This is a genomic window from Rhizobium sp. ERR 1071 (assembly GCF_007828675.1).
Classification (GTDB): domain Bacteria; phylum Pseudomonadota; class Alphaproteobacteria; order Rhizobiales; family Rhizobiaceae; genus Rhizobium; species Rhizobium dioscoreae.
On the sequence record NZ_VITM01000003.1, the window covers coordinates 540,409 to 560,410 of the forward strand.

The 20,002-nt window shown below is 59.9% G+C and carries 22 protein-coding genes and 1 tRNA gene; 14 read left to right on the forward strand and 9 right to left on the reverse strand.

Annotated elements, in window-relative coordinates; genetic code table 11:
- Positions 1-5 precede the first annotated feature (5 nt).
- Positions 6-1,040, reverse strand: a complete 1,035-nt coding sequence (locus FBZ99_RS12715) for a substrate-binding domain-containing protein (protein WP_113351261.1) — start codon at positions 1,038-1,040, stop codon at positions 6-8.
- 184 nt (positions 1,041-1,224) lie between these two features.
- Positions 1,225-2,481: a phosphate regulon sensor histidine kinase PhoR gene (gene phoR, locus FBZ99_RS12720; RefSeq protein ID WP_145633438.1), complete on the reverse strand. Its 1,257-nt coding sequence runs from the start codon at positions 2,479-2,481 to the stop codon at positions 1,225-1,227.
- Between the two features lie 243 nt (positions 2,482-2,724).
- Between phoR and ppk2 the strand changes: the two genes are divergently transcribed.
- Entirely contained in the window at positions 2,725-3,606 is an 882-nt protein-coding gene (ppk2, locus tag FBZ99_RS12725) for a polyphosphate kinase 2 (RefSeq protein ID WP_113332014.1), read from the forward strand.
- Between the two features lie 24 nt (positions 3,607-3,630).
- Here ppk2 and FBZ99_RS12730 read toward each other — a convergent pair whose 3' ends face one another.
- Positions 3,631-4,878, reverse strand: coding sequence for a hypothetical protein (locus tag FBZ99_RS12730; RefSeq protein ID WP_113332013.1), 1,248 nt, complete (start codon positions 4,876-4,878; stop codon positions 3,631-3,633).
- 352 nt (positions 4,879-5,230) lie between these two features.
- On the opposite strand from FBZ99_RS12730, the gene FBZ99_RS12735 reads away from it, so the two are divergent.
- The 4 genes from FBZ99_RS12735 to FBZ99_RS12750 all read left to right on the forward strand — a co-directional run bounded on the left by FBZ99_RS12735 (position 5,231) and on the right by FBZ99_RS12750 (position 7,254).
- Positions 5,231-6,190, forward strand: coding sequence for an NAD(P)H-dependent flavin oxidoreductase (locus FBZ99_RS12735; RefSeq protein WP_145633441.1), 960 nt, complete (start codon positions 5,231-5,233; stop codon positions 6,188-6,190).
- A 138-nt stretch (positions 6,191-6,328) separates the two neighbouring features.
- Positions 6,329-6,404: transfer RNA gene (locus tag FBZ99_RS12740), tRNA-Thr, on the forward strand.
- A 276-nt stretch (positions 6,405-6,680) separates the two neighbouring features.
- Complete coding sequence (locus FBZ99_RS12745; protein WP_113351266.1) at positions 6,681-6,929, forward strand: DUF982 domain-containing protein; 249 nt, start codon at positions 6,681-6,683, stop codon at positions 6,927-6,929.
- 73 nt (positions 6,930-7,002) lie between these two features.
- Positions 7,003-7,254 (forward strand): DUF982 domain-containing protein, encoded by a 252-nt coding sequence (locus FBZ99_RS12750; RefSeq protein WP_069611230.1) that lies wholly within the window; start codon positions 7,003-7,005, stop codon positions 7,252-7,254.
- Positions 7,255-7,518: 264 nt separating this feature from the next.
- Here FBZ99_RS12750 and FBZ99_RS12755 read toward each other — a convergent pair whose 3' ends face one another.
- The gene (locus FBZ99_RS12755; protein WP_069611385.1) at positions 7,519-8,124 is read right to left on the reverse strand and encodes a class I SAM-dependent methyltransferase; all 606 of its coding nucleotides are present in this window, start codon (positions 8,122-8,124) and stop codon (positions 7,519-7,521) included.
- A gap of 302 nt (positions 8,125-8,426) precedes the next feature.
- Between FBZ99_RS12755 and FBZ99_RS12760 the strand changes: the two genes are divergently transcribed.
- Entirely contained in the window at positions 8,427-9,305 is an 879-nt protein-coding gene (locus FBZ99_RS12760; RefSeq protein ID WP_145633444.1) for a glycosyltransferase family 2 protein, read from the forward strand.
- A 152-nt stretch (positions 9,306-9,457) separates the two neighbouring features.
- A complete protein-coding gene (locus FBZ99_RS12765) occupies positions 9,458-9,757 on the forward strand; it encodes a putative quinol monooxygenase (RefSeq protein ID WP_092708861.1) in 300 nt (99 codons plus the stop codon).
- A gap of 77 nt (positions 9,758-9,834) precedes the next feature.
- Here FBZ99_RS12765 and FBZ99_RS12770 read toward each other — a convergent pair whose 3' ends face one another.
- From FBZ99_RS12770 to FBZ99_RS12780, 3 genes are all read right to left on the reverse strand, one after another.
- Positions 9,835-10,233 (reverse strand): hypothetical protein, encoded by a 399-nt coding sequence (locus FBZ99_RS12770; protein WP_186450305.1) that lies wholly within the window; start codon positions 10,231-10,233, stop codon positions 9,835-9,837.
- A 275-nt stretch (positions 10,234-10,508) separates the two neighbouring features.
- Positions 10,509-10,721, reverse strand: a complete 213-nt coding sequence (locus FBZ99_RS12775) for a hypothetical protein (protein ID WP_145633446.1) — start codon at positions 10,719-10,721, stop codon at positions 10,509-10,511.
- Between the two features lie 95 nt (positions 10,722-10,816).
- Positions 10,817-12,013, reverse strand: a complete 1,197-nt coding sequence (locus FBZ99_RS12780; protein ID WP_246661117.1) for a LysR family transcriptional regulator — start codon at positions 12,011-12,013, stop codon at positions 10,817-10,819.
- Between FBZ99_RS12780 and FBZ99_RS33435 the strand changes: the two genes are divergently transcribed.
- The 5 genes from FBZ99_RS33435 (at position 11,910) to FBZ99_RS12800 (ending at position 16,486) form a co-directional block, all read left to right on the forward strand.
- On the forward strand, positions 11,910-12,200 hold the full coding sequence (locus FBZ99_RS33435) for a hypothetical protein (protein ID WP_233789963.1): 291 nt from the start codon (positions 11,910-11,912) through the stop codon (positions 12,198-12,200). The two genes, FBZ99_RS12780 and FBZ99_RS33435, sit on opposite strands and share 104 nt — an antisense overlap.
- Positions 12,201-12,487: 287 nt before the next feature.
- Positions 12,488-13,396, forward strand: coding sequence for a glycine betaine ABC transporter substrate-binding protein OsmF (gene osmF, locus FBZ99_RS12785; protein ID WP_145633451.1), 909 nt, complete (start codon positions 12,488-12,490; stop codon positions 13,394-13,396).
- A 233-nt stretch (positions 13,397-13,629) separates the two neighbouring features.
- On the forward strand, positions 13,630-14,796 hold the full coding sequence (locus FBZ99_RS12790; protein ID WP_113332006.1) for an ABC transporter permease: 1,167 nt from the start codon (positions 13,630-13,632) through the stop codon (positions 14,794-14,796).
- Complete coding sequence (locus tag FBZ99_RS12795; RefSeq protein WP_113332005.1) at positions 14,793-15,740, forward strand: ABC transporter ATP-binding protein; 948 nt, start codon at positions 14,793-14,795, stop codon at positions 15,738-15,740. The genes FBZ99_RS12790 and FBZ99_RS12795 overlap by 4 nt, the downstream gene beginning before the upstream one ends.
- Complete coding sequence (locus FBZ99_RS12800; RefSeq protein ID WP_113332004.1) at positions 15,737-16,486, forward strand: ABC transporter permease; 750 nt, start codon at positions 15,737-15,739, stop codon at positions 16,484-16,486. The genes FBZ99_RS12795 and FBZ99_RS12800 overlap by 4 nt, the downstream gene beginning before the upstream one ends.
- A gap of 12 nt (positions 16,487-16,498) precedes the next feature.
- On the opposite strand, the gene FBZ99_RS12805 is transcribed toward FBZ99_RS12800, so the two are convergent.
- A complete protein-coding gene (locus tag FBZ99_RS12805) occupies positions 16,499-16,894 on the reverse strand; it encodes a YciI family protein (protein ID WP_145633454.1) in 396 nt (131 codons plus the stop codon).
- A gap of 178 nt (positions 16,895-17,072) precedes the next feature.
- Between FBZ99_RS12805 and FBZ99_RS12810 the strand changes: the two genes are divergently transcribed.
- Complete coding sequence (locus tag FBZ99_RS12810) at positions 17,073-17,468, forward strand: VOC family protein (RefSeq protein WP_145633456.1); 396 nt, start codon at positions 17,073-17,075, stop codon at positions 17,466-17,468.
- A 57-nt stretch (positions 17,469-17,525) separates the two neighbouring features.
- Here FBZ99_RS12810 and FBZ99_RS12815 read toward each other — a convergent pair whose 3' ends face one another.
- Positions 17,526-17,918, reverse strand: a complete 393-nt coding sequence (locus FBZ99_RS12815; protein ID WP_095433862.1) for a PRC-barrel domain-containing protein — start codon at positions 17,916-17,918, stop codon at positions 17,526-17,528.
- A 348-nt stretch (positions 17,919-18,266) separates the two neighbouring features.
- On the opposite strand from FBZ99_RS12815, the gene FBZ99_RS12820 reads away from it, so the two are divergent.
- Positions 18,267-19,964, forward strand: coding sequence for a long-chain fatty acid--CoA ligase (locus FBZ99_RS12820; protein ID WP_113351277.1), 1,698 nt, complete (start codon positions 18,267-18,269; stop codon positions 19,962-19,964).
- The last annotated feature ends 38 nt before the right edge of the window (positions 19,965-20,002 follow it).

The following is a 20,002-nucleotide window of genomic DNA, read 5'->3' on the forward strand; positions in this document are numbered from 1 at the left end:
AGCAGTCACATGATCTTCCCGCCCGCGAAATCCTTGCGGATCTGGTCGCGTTCAGCATCCGGCGCCGGCACGAGGCCATATTCCGCCAGCGGGCCGTCCGGTCCGATCATCTGATCGCTCGTGAAGAAATCGACATATTCCTTGAGCCCCGGGACCACACCCAGATGGGCTTTCTTGACGTAGAAGAACAGCGGCCGCGATACCGGATAGGTGCCATCGGCGATCGTCTCGCCCGAGGGCACAATGCCGCTGACGGTGGCGACCTTCAGCTTGTCGGCGTTGTTCTGGAAAAAATACAGGCCGAACACGCCAATGCCATGCTTGTTGGCATTGATGCGGGCCAAGGTTTCGGGATAGTCGCCATCGATATCGACTGCGGCGCCATCCTTGCGCACGGCAATGCATTTCTTGGCCTGCTGAGCCGCGTCGGAGAATGCTACCTTGATGACATCGGCCGCGCCGGAAGCCTTGCAGCCGGCAGCAAGCACCTTCTCTTCGAAAACTTCGCGCGTGCCATGCTTCTCGCCCGGAATATAGGCGGCGATTTCAAAATCCGGCAGCGATGGATTGATCTCAGACCACTTCTTATAAGGATTGGCGACGAGCTTGCCATCGACGACGACCTCGGCAGCAAGCGCCTTGTAGAGATCGACCGGTTCGAACCTGATATCCGGATTGCTTTTGTCGAAAGCAAAGACGATGCCGTCATAGCCGATCTTGACCTGCTGGATGTCAGCGACACCGGCAGCCTTGCAGGCTGCGACTTCGCTGTCCTTGATGGGACGCGACGAATTGGCGATGTCGATCGAATCCGTTCCCACACCCTTGCAGAATTCCTTCAGGCCGGCTCCGGAGCCGCCGGACTCGACCACCGGGGTCTTAAAGTTGGTGAAGGTCTCGCCGAAAGTTTCGGCCACGATCTTGGCATATGGGAATACGGTCGATGAACCGGCGATCTGAATTTGATCGCGGGCGGTTGCAGTGCCGGCAAGGGCAACCGATGCAACCAGCGCAAGAATGGATATTTTCAAAGCATTCACAACGAATCCCCCTGATGAGCTTTGAAGAGCGCCGAGGTGGAGGCCACATCCACTTTTTCAGCAGTCCATTCTTACTGGCGAAAACACCGCCCTTTTATGTCAGGCGAGTGAAACAATTATGACAGGCTATATGCCTGATATAATTTGGATAAATCGCCACCTAAACCGGGGCAGGTAGAGCTTGTCAGAAGCGAACCGTAAAGTCGGTTCCCTTTCCGACTTCCGACTTGACGATCAGTCTGGCGCGATGGCGGGTCAGAATGTGCTTGACGATGGCAAGCCCGAGACCGGTTCCCTTCTTGGACCGGCTATCCTCAACGTTAACGCGATAGAAGCGCTCGGTCAGGCGCGGCACATGTTCTGCGGGTATCCCCGGCCCCTTGTCCGAGACGACGACCTCGACGGCCTGGCCGGCACCGTTCAGCAGCGAAACCTCGACCGACTTGCCTTCCTGGCCGTATTTGCAGGCATTCTCGATCAGGTTTTCGAAGACCTGCACCAGCTCGTCGCGATCGCCCAATACTTCCACCTTGCCCGCCGGCAAATGCAGATTGATGCTGACATCGAGATCACCGGCCAGCGGCAACAGGGAGTCTCGCACGTGGCCGAGCAGGGGCACGAGATCCACCTTCTGATCCGGCGCGATATGCGACTTCAGCTCCAGACGCGACAGCGACAGGAGGTCGTCGACCAGCCTGCTCATGCGCGTCGTCTGATCGAGCATGATGCCGAGGAAACGCTGCTGCGCCTTCGGATCGGCTTTGGCAGGTCCCTGGATCGTCTCGATGAAGCCTCGCAGCGACGCCAGCGGCGTGCGCAATTCGTGGCTGGCATTGGCGACGAAATCGGATCGCATGCGGTCGATGTGGCGCAGCTCCGATATGTCGCGGAAGGAGAGCAGGAAGAGCGCATCTTCCTGCCTGTCGATCTCCGGCAGATCAATCGGCGCGATGCGGACGACATAGACCCGTTCCGAAGGCAGGCGCTCGGAATGCTCGATCTGGTTCGGCGTATTGGTCGCGATGGTCTCGCGCACCATGTCGAGCAGACCCGGCGAGCGCAGCTTGGAGGAAATATGTGCGCCGATCGGAAAGGCACCGAAGGCTTTTTCGACGGCCATGTTCTGCACCAGCACCGATGCCTCTCGGTCGATGATCAGCACTGGCATATCGAGTGCTGCCAGTCCTGCAAAGGCGGTGCGGAGCAGGGCTTGCGCATCAACGGACGGAGTCTCGGCCTGCGACGGAACCTCGACCCGCTCGACGAGCGGCGGGCGAAGCAGTGTGACGATCATGACAATCGCCCAGATCCAGAATACGGCGCCGGTATTGATGCCTTCAAACAGGGCGAGTGCGGCAATCAGCGTCGCCAGAACCAGGATGGCGCTCTCCTGCCGCAGCCGAACTGCCAACCTCCTGACAAATGACCATTCGTCTTCCAACTGCGCCGTCCTTCGCCTGCCATCATGGAACGCTGGATTCCGCGTCTTATCTGCGATTCATGACAGAAGTATTCGGCTCTATCCACAGAAGCCAGTAACTGACAAAAATAAATGTAGCCGGCAAAGGAGGGTAGCCGTAAAGGGCTTGAAACTATTGAACAAAAGCTCCAGTTTCCTGGCCAAGCTTTTTTACCGCTGCCAGCGGTAGGGTTAACGCCGTGTAAACAGCCGAGGAGCCGACATATGGGGGAGAAGACAGAAAGCCGGGCAGTAGAGTTGGATATCCATGGCATCAAGCGCATATTCGATGTCGATGACCCCGTGCTCCCAAGCTGGATCGAAGACGAGGCGCTGACCTCGGGCGGCTATCCCTACAAGAAGAAGCTGAAGGAAGACGAATATCTCGACGAGCTGAAAGCGCTGCAGATCGAACTCATCAAGGTGCAGTTCTGGCTGCAGGCGACCGGCAAGCGAGTGATGGCGCTCTTCGAGGGGCGTGACGCCGCCGGCAAAGGAGGCTCGATCGCCGCGACGTCAGCCCATATGAACCCCCGTCTGGCGCGCGTGGTGGCGCTGACGAAGCCGACCGATCGCGAGGCCGGCCAATGGTATTTCCAGCGCTATGTCGCCCAGTTCCCGACGGCGGGCGAATTCGTGCTCTTCGACCGCTCATGGTACAACCGCGCTGGCGTCGAACCGGTCATGGGCTTCTGCACGCCGCAGCAATACGAGCAGTTCCTAAAGCAGGCCCCAAGGATGGAAAAGCTCATCGTCCAGGACGACATCTACTTCTTCAAATTCTATCTCGATATCGGCCGGGAGATGCAGCTGAAGCGCTTCCACGACCGGCGCCACGATCCGCGCGCCGTCTGGAAACTCTCCTCGATGGATATCGCCGCCCTGCCGAAATGGAAGGACTATAGCGAGAAGCGCGACCGCATGCTGAAGGATACGCATACGGACCACGCACCCTGGACTGTCCTCCGCGCCAACGACAAGCGGCGCGCACGCCTAAATCTTATCCGTCACATTCTGCTGACGCTCGACTATGACGGCAAGGACAAGGAAGCCATCGGCAAGGTCGACGACAAGATTCTCGGCATGGGATCGGATATCCTTGCCTGACGAGGTCGAGGCATCGCCCCGGGGTTATTGCCCGGGCAGGACGCGGATGGCGTAGATATTGATGCCGCGGGCCTTGCCATCGACATCGCTGTTGATGATGAGGCGTCCCGAACCCGTCGGCGCCATGGCGCGATCGAACTTGACCTGGAACAACGAATCCGTTTTTTGCCGGCTGACGGTGAAACGGTGCCGGCCGCAACGACCGAGAGAACCGAAATCGCACTCCACGGTGATCTGCGACGGCGCATCCGAGGTGGACTGCAATGTCAGCGCGACCGTCGAAGCCTTGCCGGCCATCTGCTGCAACACATTGACGGGCACCTCGACCGAGCCACTGCCGTCCGGACCGCTGCTAAGCGAGGTCAGCCTCACGGCCGGCCCTTCGTTTTCCGATACATTCTCGGCCTTCGATTGCGAGCCGGTCGTCACCTTCGGCGCGTCGGTGGGCTTCAATACCTCCAACCATTCCGCGGAGAAGCTGTTCTGCGGATCGATGGTCGCAAGGCCCGGATTGACCGGACCGCTATTGTCGTCCTGGTCCGAGGTATCGTCATCGTTGCTGTTGCCGCTGAAATCCTGCGAATCGACATGCGCCGGCGGATTGGGCACACTCGTATCCCTCTGGGATGCAGACATGAGCAAGCCCGAGGTCTTGATCCACCAGGCACCGACGCCGAGGAAGGCCAGCAGAATGCAGAAGACGAGCAGGCGCGAGAAGAACTTGCGCGGCTTGCGGCGCACGGCCGCCCGCTCCGGCTTGAAATTCATCGACCGCGGCGGCGGCGCATCAGCCGTCGGACGCACATCACTGTCCGCCCCGAGATGATCGGCCGGGCCGGCGCGCATATCGCCGAAATCGTCTTCACGTGCCGCCAGCTCGGTCGAGGTCGGCTCGGGCGGAACGGCCGGGCCTGCCGACGTTGGCGGATCACGTGTTTCTCCGCGCACGCTCATGACAGGCTCCTGCGGTCGTGCCGCTGCCTGCCTTGCATCGGACCTGGGTACGGAAGGAGAAACATGCGGAGCATCCAGCTCCGGTGAAACCGGCATCGCCTGCATGGGGCGGGCGCGTTCGTCGGCCTCAATCTCGCGGATCGTCGCCTCCAGACGCTGACGCTGGGCTGCAATGACGTTGATATCGGTAATGTCCTGCTTGCGAAGGCCGGCTTCCAGAGCCTGACGCGCCGATTGATAGATGCGAGCGCGAATTTCCGGATTGGCGCGATCAGACCGATCCAAGGCGCTTCTGATAGCCGTTTCTAATCCGCTCACATCCGATCCTTTACGCTCACTCGCAACATACGCGCATACTCTACCGATAAGGCAGCCATATTTTCATCATCCGTTAACCGGATTCGGTAACGCCCCGTTCTGCAATACGCAAGCCTCCGCCTTGGGTTAAGGGCACTCGGGCGGGGATAAACGGCAAAGACGACGCAAATGGGGTGGAGGTGAGGCAGTGGGCAGTGGGCGAAGGTATCGGACCGGGGCGGTCAAGCGCTATTCCTGTTGCCTATTGCCTATTGCCTACTGCCTTTCCCTGCCTCTTCCACCATCTTCCCCTCTCGATAGACATCTGCTATCCCTTTTGACGTTTTCGTAAACGTCAAAAGGGATGATGTTCATGGCCCTCCCCTCCATCCTGACCGAGCGTCTGCGCCTGCCGGTTGTGGCTTCGCCGCTTTTCATTATCTCGCACCCCGCTTTGACGCTCGCGCAATGCAAGGCCGGCGTTGTCGGCTCCTTTCCGGCGCTGAACGCACGTCCGGAAAGCCAGCTCGACGAATGGCTTGCCATGATCACAGAGGATCTTGCCGCACACAATGCCGCAAATCCGGACCGTCCGGCAGCTCCATTTGCGGTCAATCAGATCGTCCATACGTCGAACAAACGCCTCGAGCACGATCTGATGCTTTGCGTGAAATACAAGGTGCCGATCGTCATTTCCTCGCTCGGCGCCGTATCCGAGGTGAACGCCGCCGTGCATTCCTATGGCGGCATCGTGCTGCATGACATCATCAACAACCGGCATGCCAATTCGGCGATCCGCAAGGGTGCGGACGGGCTGATTGCCGTCGCTGCCGGCGCCGGCGGCCATGCCGGCCAGCTTTCGCCCTTCGCGCTGGTGCAGGAAATCCGCGAATGGTTCGATGGGCCGCTGCTCCTGGCCGGCGCCATCGCCACCGGCGGCGCCGTCCTGGCCGCCCAAGCGGCCGGCGCCGATCTTGCCTATATCGGCTCGCCCTTCATCGCCACGGAGGAGGCGCGCGCCGTGGACGCCTACAAGCAGGCGATCGTCGAGGGAACCGCCGCCGATATCGTCTACTCCAACTATTTCACCGGCGTTCTTGGGAATTATCTGAAGCCCTCCATTCGCGCCGCCGGCCTCGATCCGGACAATTTGCCAGAGGCCGATCCTTCCAAGATGGATTTCGAGGCCGCCACGACCGGCGTGAAGGCCTGGAAGGATATCTGGGGGTCCGGCCAGGGTATCGGCGCCGTCAAATCCATCCAGCCCGTATCCGCCCTCGTCGACAGGCTTGAGAGAGAATACCGACTGGCACGCGCCCGACTGGCACTTTGATCGGACGCGAAAGGTGGCATTTTTTTCACAAGCATCTCGCTTTTTTGCCAATTGGCAATTTGAGCGCTTGAAATCTCGCCACATAGACTGTATCAGCGCCATGCAAATCGCGGGGCCGAACCGAATGCTCCGCAGAATGCCGCTTTAGCTCAGTCGGTAGAGCACATCATTCGTAATGATGGGGTCACGTGTTCGAGTCACGTAAGCGGCACCATTTATCCCGTCTACTGCCCGAATATCCTCAGCTCCATTCCAGGCATCGCCAATCCTCAGCAAGTTCGCCCGCGCTGTCGACCAATTTGCCGCGAGAATTATCGATCCTGGCGTGATTGGTCAGCGCCCCACTCAGGCGCGATTTTGCTGATATCGCAGGCGTGCGGGCGAAGATTGATCACATATGCCTCAAAGCGGCCGGCGGATTAAGAAAGTTAAATGCGCGCCCAGTGGCAAAAGGGCCAAAACAGCCTCTGCCTTGACGGAGTCTGCTATCATGAACATCGTGCCGCACTTCTCTCCCATCCGCGTCATTCGCAACGGTTCCGGTGAAGCGAAGTCCGTAGGCACCGCCGAGGAAGTCTGGAAGACGCTTCTCGATGACTGGCCTTCGGAGGAAGGCGACTGCTTTCTGTCGGCATTGCTCATCTGCATCGACGTCCAGCGCGGCTGGCGAGCGCCTGAGGAAGCGCGCGTCGCCTTCATTGCCGCAGCGGCCGAAGCGGGAGTTCCCTTGCTGTCGTGACGGCGCGGATCCGGCCGACGGGGCTGCGGAACATTCCAGCCAACGGCACGTTGACCGCGGAAGGAGAAACCTCATGGCCCAATGGTGGAGCAAACCCGTAATCGTCGAGACCCGCAAAACGGGCGACCGGCTGGTGATATCGAATGCGGAACGCGCCATGGAATACATGGCGAAGGAGTGGCCGACGCTCGAGGACGGGCAAGCCTACAGGACCGCCAGAAAAGCGCTGCTGGACGCGCATGAGGGTAAGCTTGACGCGGAGAAAGCCAGGGAGGCCTTCATCGCGGCTTTGCAGGAAGGCGACATCTTTATTTTCGAGGATTGAGCCTGCATCGGTCCATGATCGGCCGGTGTTCAAATGCAGGCGGGAAGCTCCTCGCCAATAGGCCGGCCGCTGCAATCATCTCACGTCAGGCGCCGAACGGCAGCGGCCTTATTGAGCCCGCATCGGCGACGGGGTGCCTGCCGGCCATAGGCCATGACACCCAAAGCGCGGCGCGATCTTTCAGATTCGCTTTTCGCGCTTCAGATCTTTGATTTTGTGCATGTCATTGTCGCAAAACCGCTGCGCATTTTTACGCGACATGCTTCAAAGCCGCTTCAGCGAGAACGAAAAATGCCCATGGGATTCCAAGGTCATGTATTCGAACTGCCAATGGAAATCCTTACAGAACTTGGTGCAGGCTTCGACCACGCCATATGGAATGGCATCGACGACATTGCCGGTGCAGAAGTCGTGGCCGGCAATGCGGCCGTCCTGCTTGACCTTGAAGTGGCTGATCTGCAGCTCCTCCAGAGTCGTCTCGTAGCTGTGATTGGTGTCGACATAGACCCAATCGAAAAAGCTGTTGGGAAATTCCGAAAGCCGCACGGTGGAGTAGCCCTGGACGATGCGCAGGCGGCCTTGATCCAAGGCGCCCCGGAATTTTGACCTGATCTGCTCCAGGCCCTCCTGATAGCGGGGCGTATCCCACGCGTCGATCAGGTAAAGCTCTCGCGGCGCGTTCTTTTCAAAAATCTCGGCGGTGAAATCGCCGAAAGCCGCGCCGATCTCGGCGCAGACGCCGCCATGCGGCAGGCGGTGCAGCAGCTCGCCGCGATCGGGCAGCAGTCGGGCATTTTCCATGTGATGCAGGCCGAGCTGCGTATGCGGCATGCCGCTCTTGTACTGAAATCTCGAGTCGCGCGTTTGCATTTGGCAGCGGATACCTTCGATATTGGCTGAAGGGCAGATCGCATGGACGACCTGCTTCTGGACCGTGGGTGCTGTAAGTCTTGGCATTCATGGCTTGCGTCAGGCATTCGAGCCGATCGCAAATGCCGGCCCGCGAGACGGCCCCCTCTTTCGAAACGCTCCATCGACGGCTGTAAATGGGTCGGCCGCCGGCAACGAAACAGCTTTCGCGCGCAATCCGTTGAATGCATGCGATTAGCACAACCAAAGATTCAGCTTTTGGTGGTTCCGTGCGCCTTGGGATCATATTCTGGGGATGCATCATGAAAATTGCCGTTGGCGTGGCGACATGCGGTCGCAAGGCGATTCTGGGGGCGATGATCGACAGGCTTGCCGGACAGGCGCGCAAGCCGGATCATCTCTTCCTGTGCCCGGTCAAGAGTGACGACATCGACACGGAACGCTTACGTTCTGCGCCTTTTCCGGTGACGATCGTCTCCTCACCGCAGGGAAGCTGCCCGCAGCGCAATGCCATCATCGATGCGGCCGTCGGCATGGATGTGGTCGTCTTCTTCGATGACGATTTCTTCCCGGCAACCAACTATCTCGCCGAAACGGAAGCCCTGTTCGAGGCGGATGAGGAGATCGTCGTGGCGACCGGCGAAGTCGTCCTCGACGGTATCCTTGGACCGGGCCTGACGGCGGACGAGGCGGACGCGGCGCTCGCAGCCGATGCCACTCCCTTTCCGGCGCCAACGATCGAGGACACGCACAACGCCTATGGCTGCAATATGATTTTCCGCCGGAAGCAGATGCTCGCAAACGGCATCTATTTCGACGAGGATCTGCCGCTCTATGCCTGGCAGGAGGATGTGGATCTGTGCCGGCGGCTGCGTCCTTTCGGCAAGATCGTCAAGTTCAATCGCCTGCGTGGCGTCCATCTTGGCGTCAAGACTGGCCGCACATCGGGCTTGCGCCTTGGGTACTCCCAGGTCGCCAATCCGCTCTATCTCGTCAAGAAGCGCTCGGTCTCGCTGAAATGGGCGCTGAAGCTGATGGGCGGCAATATCGCCTCGAATGTTGTCGGCTCCGTCAACCCACCGCCCTATATCGACCGGCGGGGTCGCCTGCAGGGCAATCTCCTCGCGGTCGGCCATTTGCTGAGCGGATCGCTCGATCCGAAATACATTAATCGGATGTGAACGCCGCAATCCGGCAAGAATCCCATGCGCGATAAAAATTGAAGTTCGGCGTTCGGACGAACCTGTTCCGTGGTAATGGTTGAAACCGGCCGCACATCCGGTGGCGTCCGTTATTTTCCATCCTTATTGAATATCGCTTCAAGGACATCTCCATGATTCACGTACTCGCCATCCTCACCGCCCATCCCGGCAAGCGCGCCGAAGTGCTCGAAGCGTTCCAAGCGAATGTTCCGGCCGTCCACGCCGAAGACGGTTGTATCGAATATACCGCCGTCGTGGATGTCGAAGGGGCCGATCCGGCCTTTGGGCCTGACACCTTCGTCGTGGTCGAGAAATGGGAAAGCCTGGCAGCGCTGAAGGCGCATGCCGCTTCCGCGCATATGGCTGCCTACGGCGAGAAGGTGAAGCATCTGATGGCCGATCGCGCCGTTCACGTCCTGAACCCGGCGTGAACCTGTCGCTGCCGGACAGCTTCTGATGTCATCATGAAACGGCGCCCGGAGGCGCCGTTTTGCCAGCGGCCAGGCCGTCAATTGTGCGAGAAGTGCGGCTGGCTGTAATAGCGCCAGTGGCCACCCCCGCCGTGCCATCCGCGATGGCCGCCGGCATACCAGCCGTGATGGTATCCGCGCCCGCCATACCAACCGTGGTGGTGGCGATAGCCGCCATAGCCGCCGAAAACACCGAATACCCCTAAAGGATAGTAGGGCTGGTAATAACCGTAATAGGGTCGGTCATAGCCATAATACGGCGCGTAATAGCCGTAATAGGGGCGATAGTAGTGATGGCGGTAATAGTAGTGGTGGTGATAATGCCGATGGACGAACACCCGATGGTGGTGCCCATGGTGATGGGGACGCGCCTCGGCATAGGTTGCCGGCAACACGACCATACCTAGCGCAACCAGCGCTGTTGCCAGAATTTTCATTTCCAGCCTCCTTCAATGCCGGACGTAAACGCTACTCGTATTACTCGCGTCCTCCGGACGATATAGTAAACGCAACAGCGCCTTCGAAAGTTCCGTTATCCCCTGGAGAGCAGGCGTTTTCGCGACATCGCCATAGGTCCGCCGAAGCACGATCACGCGCTTGCCGGCCGATGGTTTCAACCGGCATCGTCAAGACGGAATGAGGAGGACGCAAGGGATGGGACAGTCGCAAAAACGGCGCCCCAGGGCGCCGTTTTCATACCCGCCTACAGCCATCAGGCATGCGAGAAATGCGGCTTGCTGTGCCAGCGATGATGGCGATGTCCATGCCGCCATCCCTCATGGCGATGCCAGCCATGATGATGAGGGCGATAGTCGCGATGGTGATGTTGATGCCAGCGGTGGTGGTGATGATCACGCGCCTCGGCATAGGTAGCGGGTAGAACAATAATGCCCAATGCGACGAGCGCAGTTGCAAGAATTTTCATCTATGGTCTCTCCTTGGGTGCCGAACGAGCCCCCCGGCTGCGTACGCCCGGACTAACCTAACCCACCTAAACGCGAATATGCCACGTTTGTTCCGCTACCCGCGGGACGACAGCCGCTTTCGTGCCGTTCCCATCTCTCCAACCAGTTCACCAACCGCCTGCTGGATCAACCGGCAGGCTTCCACCGAGGCTTTGCGGCCGTTATGGGCGAGATGATAGGACAGCGGCAATATCTCATCCGGATCGACGATGCGGACCTTGTCGGCGATCGGAAGCGCGCTGACCCGGCCGAGAAACGAGACGTAGCCGTGATTGGCAACGAGGTCGACGATGACGGGCAGCGAGTCGGCCGAGGTAATGTCGCGGCCGCGAAACCGGCGGCGGTCGCGACTGTCATAGCCGAAGGCCGTCGCGGCATTGCCGATACCGGTCCGGGGGCTCGGCACGCAGAGCGGATGATTTTCGACGAGCGCGGCGAATGTCTGCTCCGTGCTGTCGGGCGGGGCGATCGCCACCATGTCCGTGGCGATCAGTTCCACATGTTCGAAGGCATCGAGGCCGAAGACGGAATCGACGATGGCGACATCGATACGGCCTGATCGAAGCGCCTCGCGCAGATCATCGGCCGTCATCAGCATTAGCGACAGCATGTTGCGGTTGCCGCCGATGTTCCAGCGCGACACCAGGCTTGCAAGCGAGCGGGCGACCCAGCTTTCCGAACCGGTTGGAATGATCGAGCCGATGCGGACCGCGCGTGCAGTGCGCTGAAAGCGCTCGTCCGCCGCCGCTTTCATCTCGTCCCAGGCCTGCGCAATGGCGGAGAGAATGGCGTGAACCTGCTGTCCGGCCTCCGTCAGCATGGAGCCTTGCGCCTGCCGCGCGAACAGGCGGCAGCCGAACAATTCCTCCAGATTGGCGATCTGCAAGGAGAGCTGCGGCTGGCCAAGACGCAGGCGGCGGGCCGCACGATTGATGCTGCCCTGATCGGCAACCTCCAGAAAGCGTTCTATGGTGGCGATCTTCAGCGGCAGGCGCGCGGCCCATTGGTCATAGTCCCCGGGCGCCGGCGGCTCCTTCACCAGGGCGGAAAGCTGACGCATGCTCGCGAGAATAGGTTGCAGGCCCTTTTGAACCTTCGAACTCGCCAGAAGGGTTGCAAGCTCGCCGGAGGCGCGCTCGACAAGCTTCATGGCCAGCTCGGTCTCGAGCCGACGCAACGCGCTTGAGACGGTCGAAGCGGAAAAAGACAGCCGCCGCGCGGTCTCCCTCACCGAGCCGATGGAGAACACCATATCGGCTATGAACAATGCGCCGAGATACAAATCAGATCTCCTCAGCCGCAGCGCGCATCCTGGCTCGACCGCAGCAATATCAACAATATCCCGACGATATGCCGTGTTCTCGAAAAAAGATATCCCTAAGCCGAAAAGCGACGGCTATCGTTTCCTTGCCGCCTTACCGATCCAGCCGCAAAAATGAGATCGGAACAGCGCCAAACGGGTAAGGGGAACAAAAACAAACGCACTTGCCCCCGAAAAAAGAAATCCAATTTCGCGCGAATGTCGAGTACGCTCGTCATAATCGCGCGACTGCAACGGGTATCCGAAGCACATCGACTTTTCCGCGATGAGCGCTACCTGCCTGAAGCAGCCACGAATTCGCCTGTGGGCTGACGCCCGCTCCAAGCCTGCCTGTCCGGACTGCGGCCTTTCAAGGCGGCTCGGGCAAGCAGAAGAACGATTTAACGGGGTACAAAGGGAAACATCATGTTCAAGAAGCTTGCACTTGCCGCCACGCTGACGGCTCTCCTTGCCAGTGGCGCGAGCGCCGCCGACGTCGTCGTCTCCTCGAAGATCGACACCGAAGGCACGCTGCTCGGCAACATTATCCTCGCGGCGCTCAATGCCAACGGCATCAAGGCGCAGGACCGCATCGCGCTCGGCACGACGCCGGTCGTGCGCAAGGCGATTACCGCGGGCGAAATCGACATCTATGCCGAATATACCGGCAATGCCGGCTTCTTCTTCAACAAGGCCGACGATGCGGCCTGGAAAAACCCGCAGCAGGGCTACGATCTGGCGAAGACGCTGGACTATGACGCCAACAAGATCGTCTGGCTGACGCCCTCGCCCGCCAACAACACCTGGGCGATCGCTGTGCGCAGTGACGTCGCCGGCCCGGCCAAGCTGAAAACCATGTCGGACTTCGGCAAGTGGGTTGCCGGCGGCGGCTCTGTGAAGATCGCGGCCTCTTCCGAATTCGTCAACTCGCCGGCGGCTCTGCCGGCCTTCGAGACCACCTATAGCTTCAAGCTGAAGCCGGATCAGGAAGTGGTGCTTTCGGGAGGCGATACTGCGGCGACGATCAAGGCTGCGGCCGACCAAACCAACGGCGTCAACACGGCCATGGTCTACGGCACCGACGGCGCCATCGAAGCGGCGGAACTGACCGTGCTCGAGGACGACAAGAGCGTGCAGCCGGTCTATGCGCCAACGCCGATCATCCGCGAGGCCGTGCTGAAGGCCAATCCGAAGATCGAAGAGGTTCTGGCTCCGATCTTCAAGGGTCTGACCGCCGACGTGCTGCGCAAGCTCAACGGCCGCATCCAGGTCGATGGCGAGCCGGCCAAGGCTGTTGCCGAATCCTACCTCAAGGACAATGGCTTCCTGAAGTAAGGCATTGACGCTGCTCTCGAGCATGATGCCGAAAAGTGTCAACGGTTTTCGGACGACATCATGCTCTACTCCTCTGGTTCCGGAGCGGATTCAGATTTTAGGTCTAGCAGACCTAAAATCATCCTTTCCGGCGGCTCCATTTTGATAAGGTGGAGCCGCGGACATTCGAATGAGCATGATCTTGTCCGAACCCGCCTCGAATTCTGGGCTCATGCGCTGACGGAGCTTGCCTGATGGAAGATGCGCTAGCGGTCCGCAGAGTGGACCGTCTCGGAGTGGTATTGGTGGCCGGCGGCGTGCTGGCAACGGCCTGGATGCCGTTCATCATCGTCAAGGCAAACCGTATCGCCGCCGGCAAGCCGCAACTGCTGACGCAGCTCATTGCCCAGCCGTCCGCGCTATGCCTGCTCGTCCTTCTGGCCGCAGCCGCGCTCGCCGCGCTTTTCCTGCGCAACCAGGTCATTCGCCTCGGGATCGCAACACTCGCGATCGCCATGCTGATCGTGACCCTCGGACTGGTCTCGACGGCCGCGACGCCTGCGGGCAGCACCGTGGCACGTATTACGCCCGGCGGCTGCTTCTGGGTGCTGCTCGCAGTCGTGGGATTGATGATTTCGGATGCGCTGGTCAAGCTGCGGCTGACACCCTGGTTGCGGGTCGCGGCGCTGGCTGTTTATGCCGCCCTGCTTGCCGTCGTTCTGCGCTCCGGCCTGCTCAACAATCTCTCGATCATGAAGGAATACGCCAACAATGCCGACAAATTCTGGCATGAGGCGCTCAACCATGTGTTCCTGTCTCTGGGCTCGGTCGCCATCGCCATCGTGCTGGCGCTGCCGCTCGGCATCTTCTGCTATTGGCAACCTGGCATCCGCGCCGTGGTGCTGCGGGCGCTGAGCCTGGTGCAGACCATCCCCAGCCTTGCCCTATTCGGCATTCTCATGCTGCCGCTCGGCTATATCGCCGCGACCGTGCCTTTCGCCGCCGAGATCGGCGTCAAAGGCATTGGCGTGGCACCGGCGCTGGTAGCGCTCGTCATCTATTCCCTGCTGCCGATCGTCGCCAATACGGTCGTCGGCCTTGCCGGCGTCGACCCTTCCGTGCGAGATTCCGCCGCCGGCATGGGCCTGACGCGCCGGCAGATCCTCACCGGCATCGACCTGCCGCTCGCCTTCCCCGTCATCCTCACGGGCATCCGCATCGTGCTGGTACAGGCAATCGGCCTCGTCACCGTGGCGGCGCTGATCGGCGGCGGCGGCTTCGGTCTTTTCATCTTCCAGGGCATCGGCCAGACGGCCAATGACCTCGTGCTGCTCGGCGCCGTGCCGACGGTCTTTCTCGCCTTCTCATCGGCCGTCATCCTCGATGCGGTCATCGACAGCATCCGGGGACAACGCGTATGACCAGCATGATCGAGCTCAAGGGCGTCACCAAGCGGTATGGCAACGCAACGGTCGTCGACAATGTCAGCATGAGCATGGAGAAGGGCACAATCACCGTCATCGTCGGCACCTCCGGCTCCGGCAAATCGACGCTGATGCGCATGATCAACCGGCTGGTGCCGATATCGGGGGGCCACATCTCCGTTGCCGGCGAGGACATCATGAATGTGCCGGCGACCGAGCTTCGCCGCCGTATCGGCTATGCCATTCAGGGGCACGGGCTCTTTCCGCATCGCACCGTTGCGCAGAATATTGCTACCGTCCCCGAGCTGCTCGGCTGGGAAAAGACGCGCATCGACGGCCGTGTCGAAGAGCTCCTCAATCTTTTCCATCTCGACCCCGGCACCTTTGCCGGCAAATATCCAAGCCAGCTTTCCGGTGGCCAGCAACAGCGCGTCGGCGTCGCACGCGCGCTTGCAGCGGAACCGGAATTGCTGCTGATGGACGAGCCCTTCGGCGCACTCGACCCGGTCATCCGCGGCAAGGCGCAGGACGACCTGCTCGCCATCCAGAAGCAGTTCGGCACGACCATCGTCCTCGTCACCCACGATATGGACGAGGCCTTTCATCTCGGCGACCAGATCGCCGTCATGAGCGGCGGCAAGCTGCTGCAATGTTCCGAGCCCGAGAAGATCCTGACCGAGCCGGCCGATCCCTTCGTGCAGCAGCTGACCGGCACATCCGATCGTGCCTTGAAGCTGATGTCCCTGCTGCCGCTGAAGGAAAGCATGCAGCCGCCGCGGCCGGGCCTAGGCTACAGCCTGCCGCAAACCCTCAATCTTCGCGACGCTTTGGCCGAACTGATCTGGCAGGGCAAGGACGAGGCGACGGTCGAGGACGAGCGCAAAGTGCCCGTCGGCTCGATCTCGATCCAGCACCTGATCGAGCTGGGCCGCAAAGCATGAGATTTCTCGCCGCCAATCTCTTTCGCCTCCTGGCTCTGGCGCTGCTGCTGGTGATGCTCTTCCGTCCGGAATGGCTGATACCTGTTCTGGCACCGCTGACCAAATTCGGGGCGTCTCCGATCTATACGCAGAACAGCCTGCCGAGCCTGGCGCTCAGCCATCTCGAGCTGATCCTTGTCTCGATCGCCGCAAGCGGGATCCTGGCCGTGCTTGGCGGCATCTTCGTCACGCGGCCGATCGGCGCCGACTTCCTGCCGCTGTCGCGAGCGATCGCCAATGCCGGCCAGACCTTCCCGCCGGTTGCCGTGCTGGCGCTTGCGATCTCAACCACCGGCTTCGGCGCCGTCCCGACATTCATCGCGCTGTTTCTCTACGCGCTGCTGCCGATCTTCGAGAACACGGTCGCAGGCTTGCAGCAGGTACCCGCCTCGGTGCTCGAGGCCGCCGACGGCATGGGCATGAGCGGCTGGCAGCGGCTCTTCCGCGTCGAGCTGCCGCTCGCCCTGCCGCTCATCATCGAAGGGCTGAAAATCGCGACCGTGATCAATATTGGCACGGCGACGATCGGCTCCACCGTCGCCGCCAAGGGGCTGGGTGAAGTCATCATCGCCGGGCTCATCAACGACAACACCGCCTTCATCTTGCAGGGCGGCCTGATCGTCGGCCTCATGGCGGTGCTGATCTATGACGGCATGGAGATGATCGAGCGGTCGGTCACCAGCAAGATCGGCCTTCAACCTCATTGAGGTCGACGCCGATCACAGCTCCCCATCCTTGCCCTCGCCTGACGGCAAGGATGCGCCCGGCAGATAAAGCAGGACCGGCCTGATTTCGTAGATGGCTGTCGGATTGGCGCGGCGCAACTCGCGCGCGGCCTCCACCGCGCCCTCAATCGTCGGAAAATCGACGACGTAGAAGCCCAGCAGTTGCTCCTTGGTTTCTGCAAACGGTCCATCGATCACCATTCCCGCACCTGGCCCCCGCAAAGTGACGGCGTTTTGGGTCGATCCGAGACGCGCAGCCGGCCCCAGCGATTTCTGCGCGACCATGCGGTCATTGATCTCCAAAAGCTCCTTCATGAGCGCGGTATCCTCCTCCTTGCTCCAGGATTCGACGATACTTTCCTCGTGATAGGCCAGAATGGCGTAGTACATGGTTTCTCCCCCTTGAGCCCTATACGTGAGCGCCGGGGAGTTAAGCAGACCGATCGCAATCCGGGAACCCCGGATCTATGCTCGGCTGAAGATATGGCGAATTTCCCCATGCTTGCCTTCACTGGCTGCCGATGGCATTGGCTGCAATGATATGTTCCGACGATTTATGGAGGCACCGATGGCCAAGATGATTCACTCGATGATCCGCGTGCTGGACGAGGCGCGCTCGATCGAATTCTACGACAAGGCTTTCGGCCTGAAGGTTGCCGACCGTATTGCCTTCGAGACCTTTACCCTGGTCTATCTCAGCAATGCCGAGACCGGCTTCGAGCTGGAATTGACCATCAATCAGGGCCGCATCGAGCCTTATGCGCAAGGGGATGCCTACGGCCATCTCGCGGTTTCAGTTTCGGAACTGAAGGACGAGCATGCGCGTATGACCAAACTCGGGCTCAACCCCGGCAAGATCATCGAACTCAATCGTGATGGGAAGCTTTTTGCATTGCTGTTCTTCGTCACCGACCCCGATGGTTACAAGATCGAGGTGGTGCAAAGGCTTGGGCGGTTCAACTAGCCCAAACAGGGAGCGAGCCCCGCATCGGCGGGGCATCCGGCAGTTCCGCCAGCGCGCTCACATCCAATAGGGCGGCACGCCAAAATAATCGTGGCTCTTGTGGCCATGATTCTTATGGTCGTGGTCGTCCTTGGCAGCGAAGCGGCACGCCTTTTCGATGTCGTTCTTGGTCATGCTGACGCGATAGCCATCAATGTGGGCATCGTAGCGCAACTTCTCCCACGGCAGCCGGTAGTGCTCCTGGCCGATGCCGAAGAAACCGCCGAAGCTCAGAATGACGAAAGCGATGCGTCCATCACTTTTTTCCAGCATCAGCCGCTCGATATGACCAATCTGTTTGCCGTCTGAGCCGTACACTCTCGACCCTTCGACGCGATCGCAGGCGACCAGCATCGACATGTCCTTGATGTAAAGGTCACGACCCGAAAAATCGGCACTCTCTTTATGCATATGCGCACCTCCTTTTGGATACGCGTCACATAAACTATGGAGCGTCCGATCTGCTCTTTGGGGCAGCACGATGCTCCGATGGGTTTAAACCCATGGCGCTATTAACGCTCCGTTGTCATAAAAGTTCCAGTACTTTTTTCAAGATTGTAAAAAAACGTGAGCGCAAGACGATTATTGACGTTTACGTCAAGGTTATTGTAGCGTCGGTTTCGCTCCAATGATTTAGTTGAGAGCAAAGACTGCGGCGATGTGAAAAGCGGGAGACTTTTTGATCGTCCAATGACACTCTGCATAGCCGCCGCATATGACGGCGGGGCGTGGTGATGGTGCGTAGAGGAGGAAATGCGCATGAATTCAGTCTCCGCTCCTTCGGATAGACCGCAGGTCAAGAAAATATGGCTCGCCTCCTATCCGGATATCGTACCGGCGGAGCTGCCGCCGCTGGAACATGCATCGCTCGCCGAACTGCTGGAGGAAAGCTGCGCGCGTTATGCCGACAGACCCGCCTTCACCAGCATGGGCAAATCCATCACTTATCGCGATCTCGATCTGCAGACGCGCAAGATTGCCGCCTGGCTGCAGAGCCTTGGCCTGCAGAAGGGTGATCGCGTTGCCGTCATGATGCCGAACGTGCTGCAAAATCCGATCGCAGTTTATGGCATTCTTCGCGCCGGGCTCGTCGTCGTCAACGTCAACCCGCTCTACACGCCACGCGAGCTCGAACATCAGCTGCGCGATTGCGGCGCCAAGGCGATCTTCGTTCTGGAAAACTTCGCCCATACGGTCGAGCAGGTTCTGGCCCATACGGATGTACGCCATGTCGTCGTCACCGCGCTCGGCGACATGCTCGGCGCCAAGGGCCACATTGTCAACTTCATCGTCCGCAAAGTGAAGAAGCTGGTTCCAGCCTGGTCCATTCCCGGCCATCGCAGTTTCAAGAGCGTGATCGCCGAGGGCTCGCGTCTGCCCTTGAAGCTATCGGAACTGACCGGCAGCGACATCGCATTTCTGCAATATACCGGCGGTACGACCGGCGTCGCCAAGGGCGCGATCCTTACCCATGCCAATCTGCTCGCCAACCAGCTGCAATTGCTGCTCTGGCTCCAATCCGCCTATATCAACAAGCCGCGCCCGGAGCAGCTGACCTTTGTCTGCGCCTTGCCGCTCTATCATATCTTTGCACTGACGGTGAATTCGCTGATGGGCATGTCGCTCGGCGGCCATAATGTGCTGATCGCCAATCCACGCGACATACCGGCCTTCATCAAGGAGCTCGGTAAATACAAGTTCGACATGTTCCCCGGCCTGAACACGCTATTCAACGCGCTGATGAACAATCCGGAGTTTAGCAAACTCGACCTGTCCAATACCGCAACGCTTGCTGGCGGCATGGCGGTTCAGCGGCCAGTCGCCGAACGGTGGCAGAAGATGACGGGCGCCTGGATCACGGAGGGCTACGGCCTTTCCGAGACGTCGCCGGTTGCCAGCGCCAATCGTTTCGACAGCCCGGAATTTACCGGCACGATCGGCCTGCCGATTACGGGTACGGATTTCGATATTCGCGACGAGAACGGCAATTCCCTGCCGCTCGGCGAAGTCGGCGAAATCTGCATTCGCGGGCCGCAGGTCATGGCAGGCTACTGGAAGCAGCCGGCAGAGACCGCGCGCGTGATGACGCCGGACGGCTTCTTCCGCAGCGGCGACATGGGCTTCATGGACGAGCGCGGTTATACTAAGATCGTCGATCGCAAGAAGGATATGATCCTGGTCTCGGGCTTCAATGTCTATCCGAACGAGATCGAGGAAGTCGCCGTCATGCATCCGGGCGTTCTTGAGGCCGCGGCAATCGGCGTACCCGACCCGCATTCCGGTGAAGCGGTGAAGCTCTTCATCGTCAAGAAGGATCCGGCTTTGACGGAGGCCGATGTCAAGGCTCATTGCGCGGAAAACCTTACCAACTACAAGCGTCCGCGCTTCATTGAATTCCGCACCGAACTGCCGAAATCGAATGTCGGCAAGATCCTGCGCAAGGAGTTGCGCGGCTAACATAATTCGATGTCATTCAGGAAGCCGCTCGTGCTTTT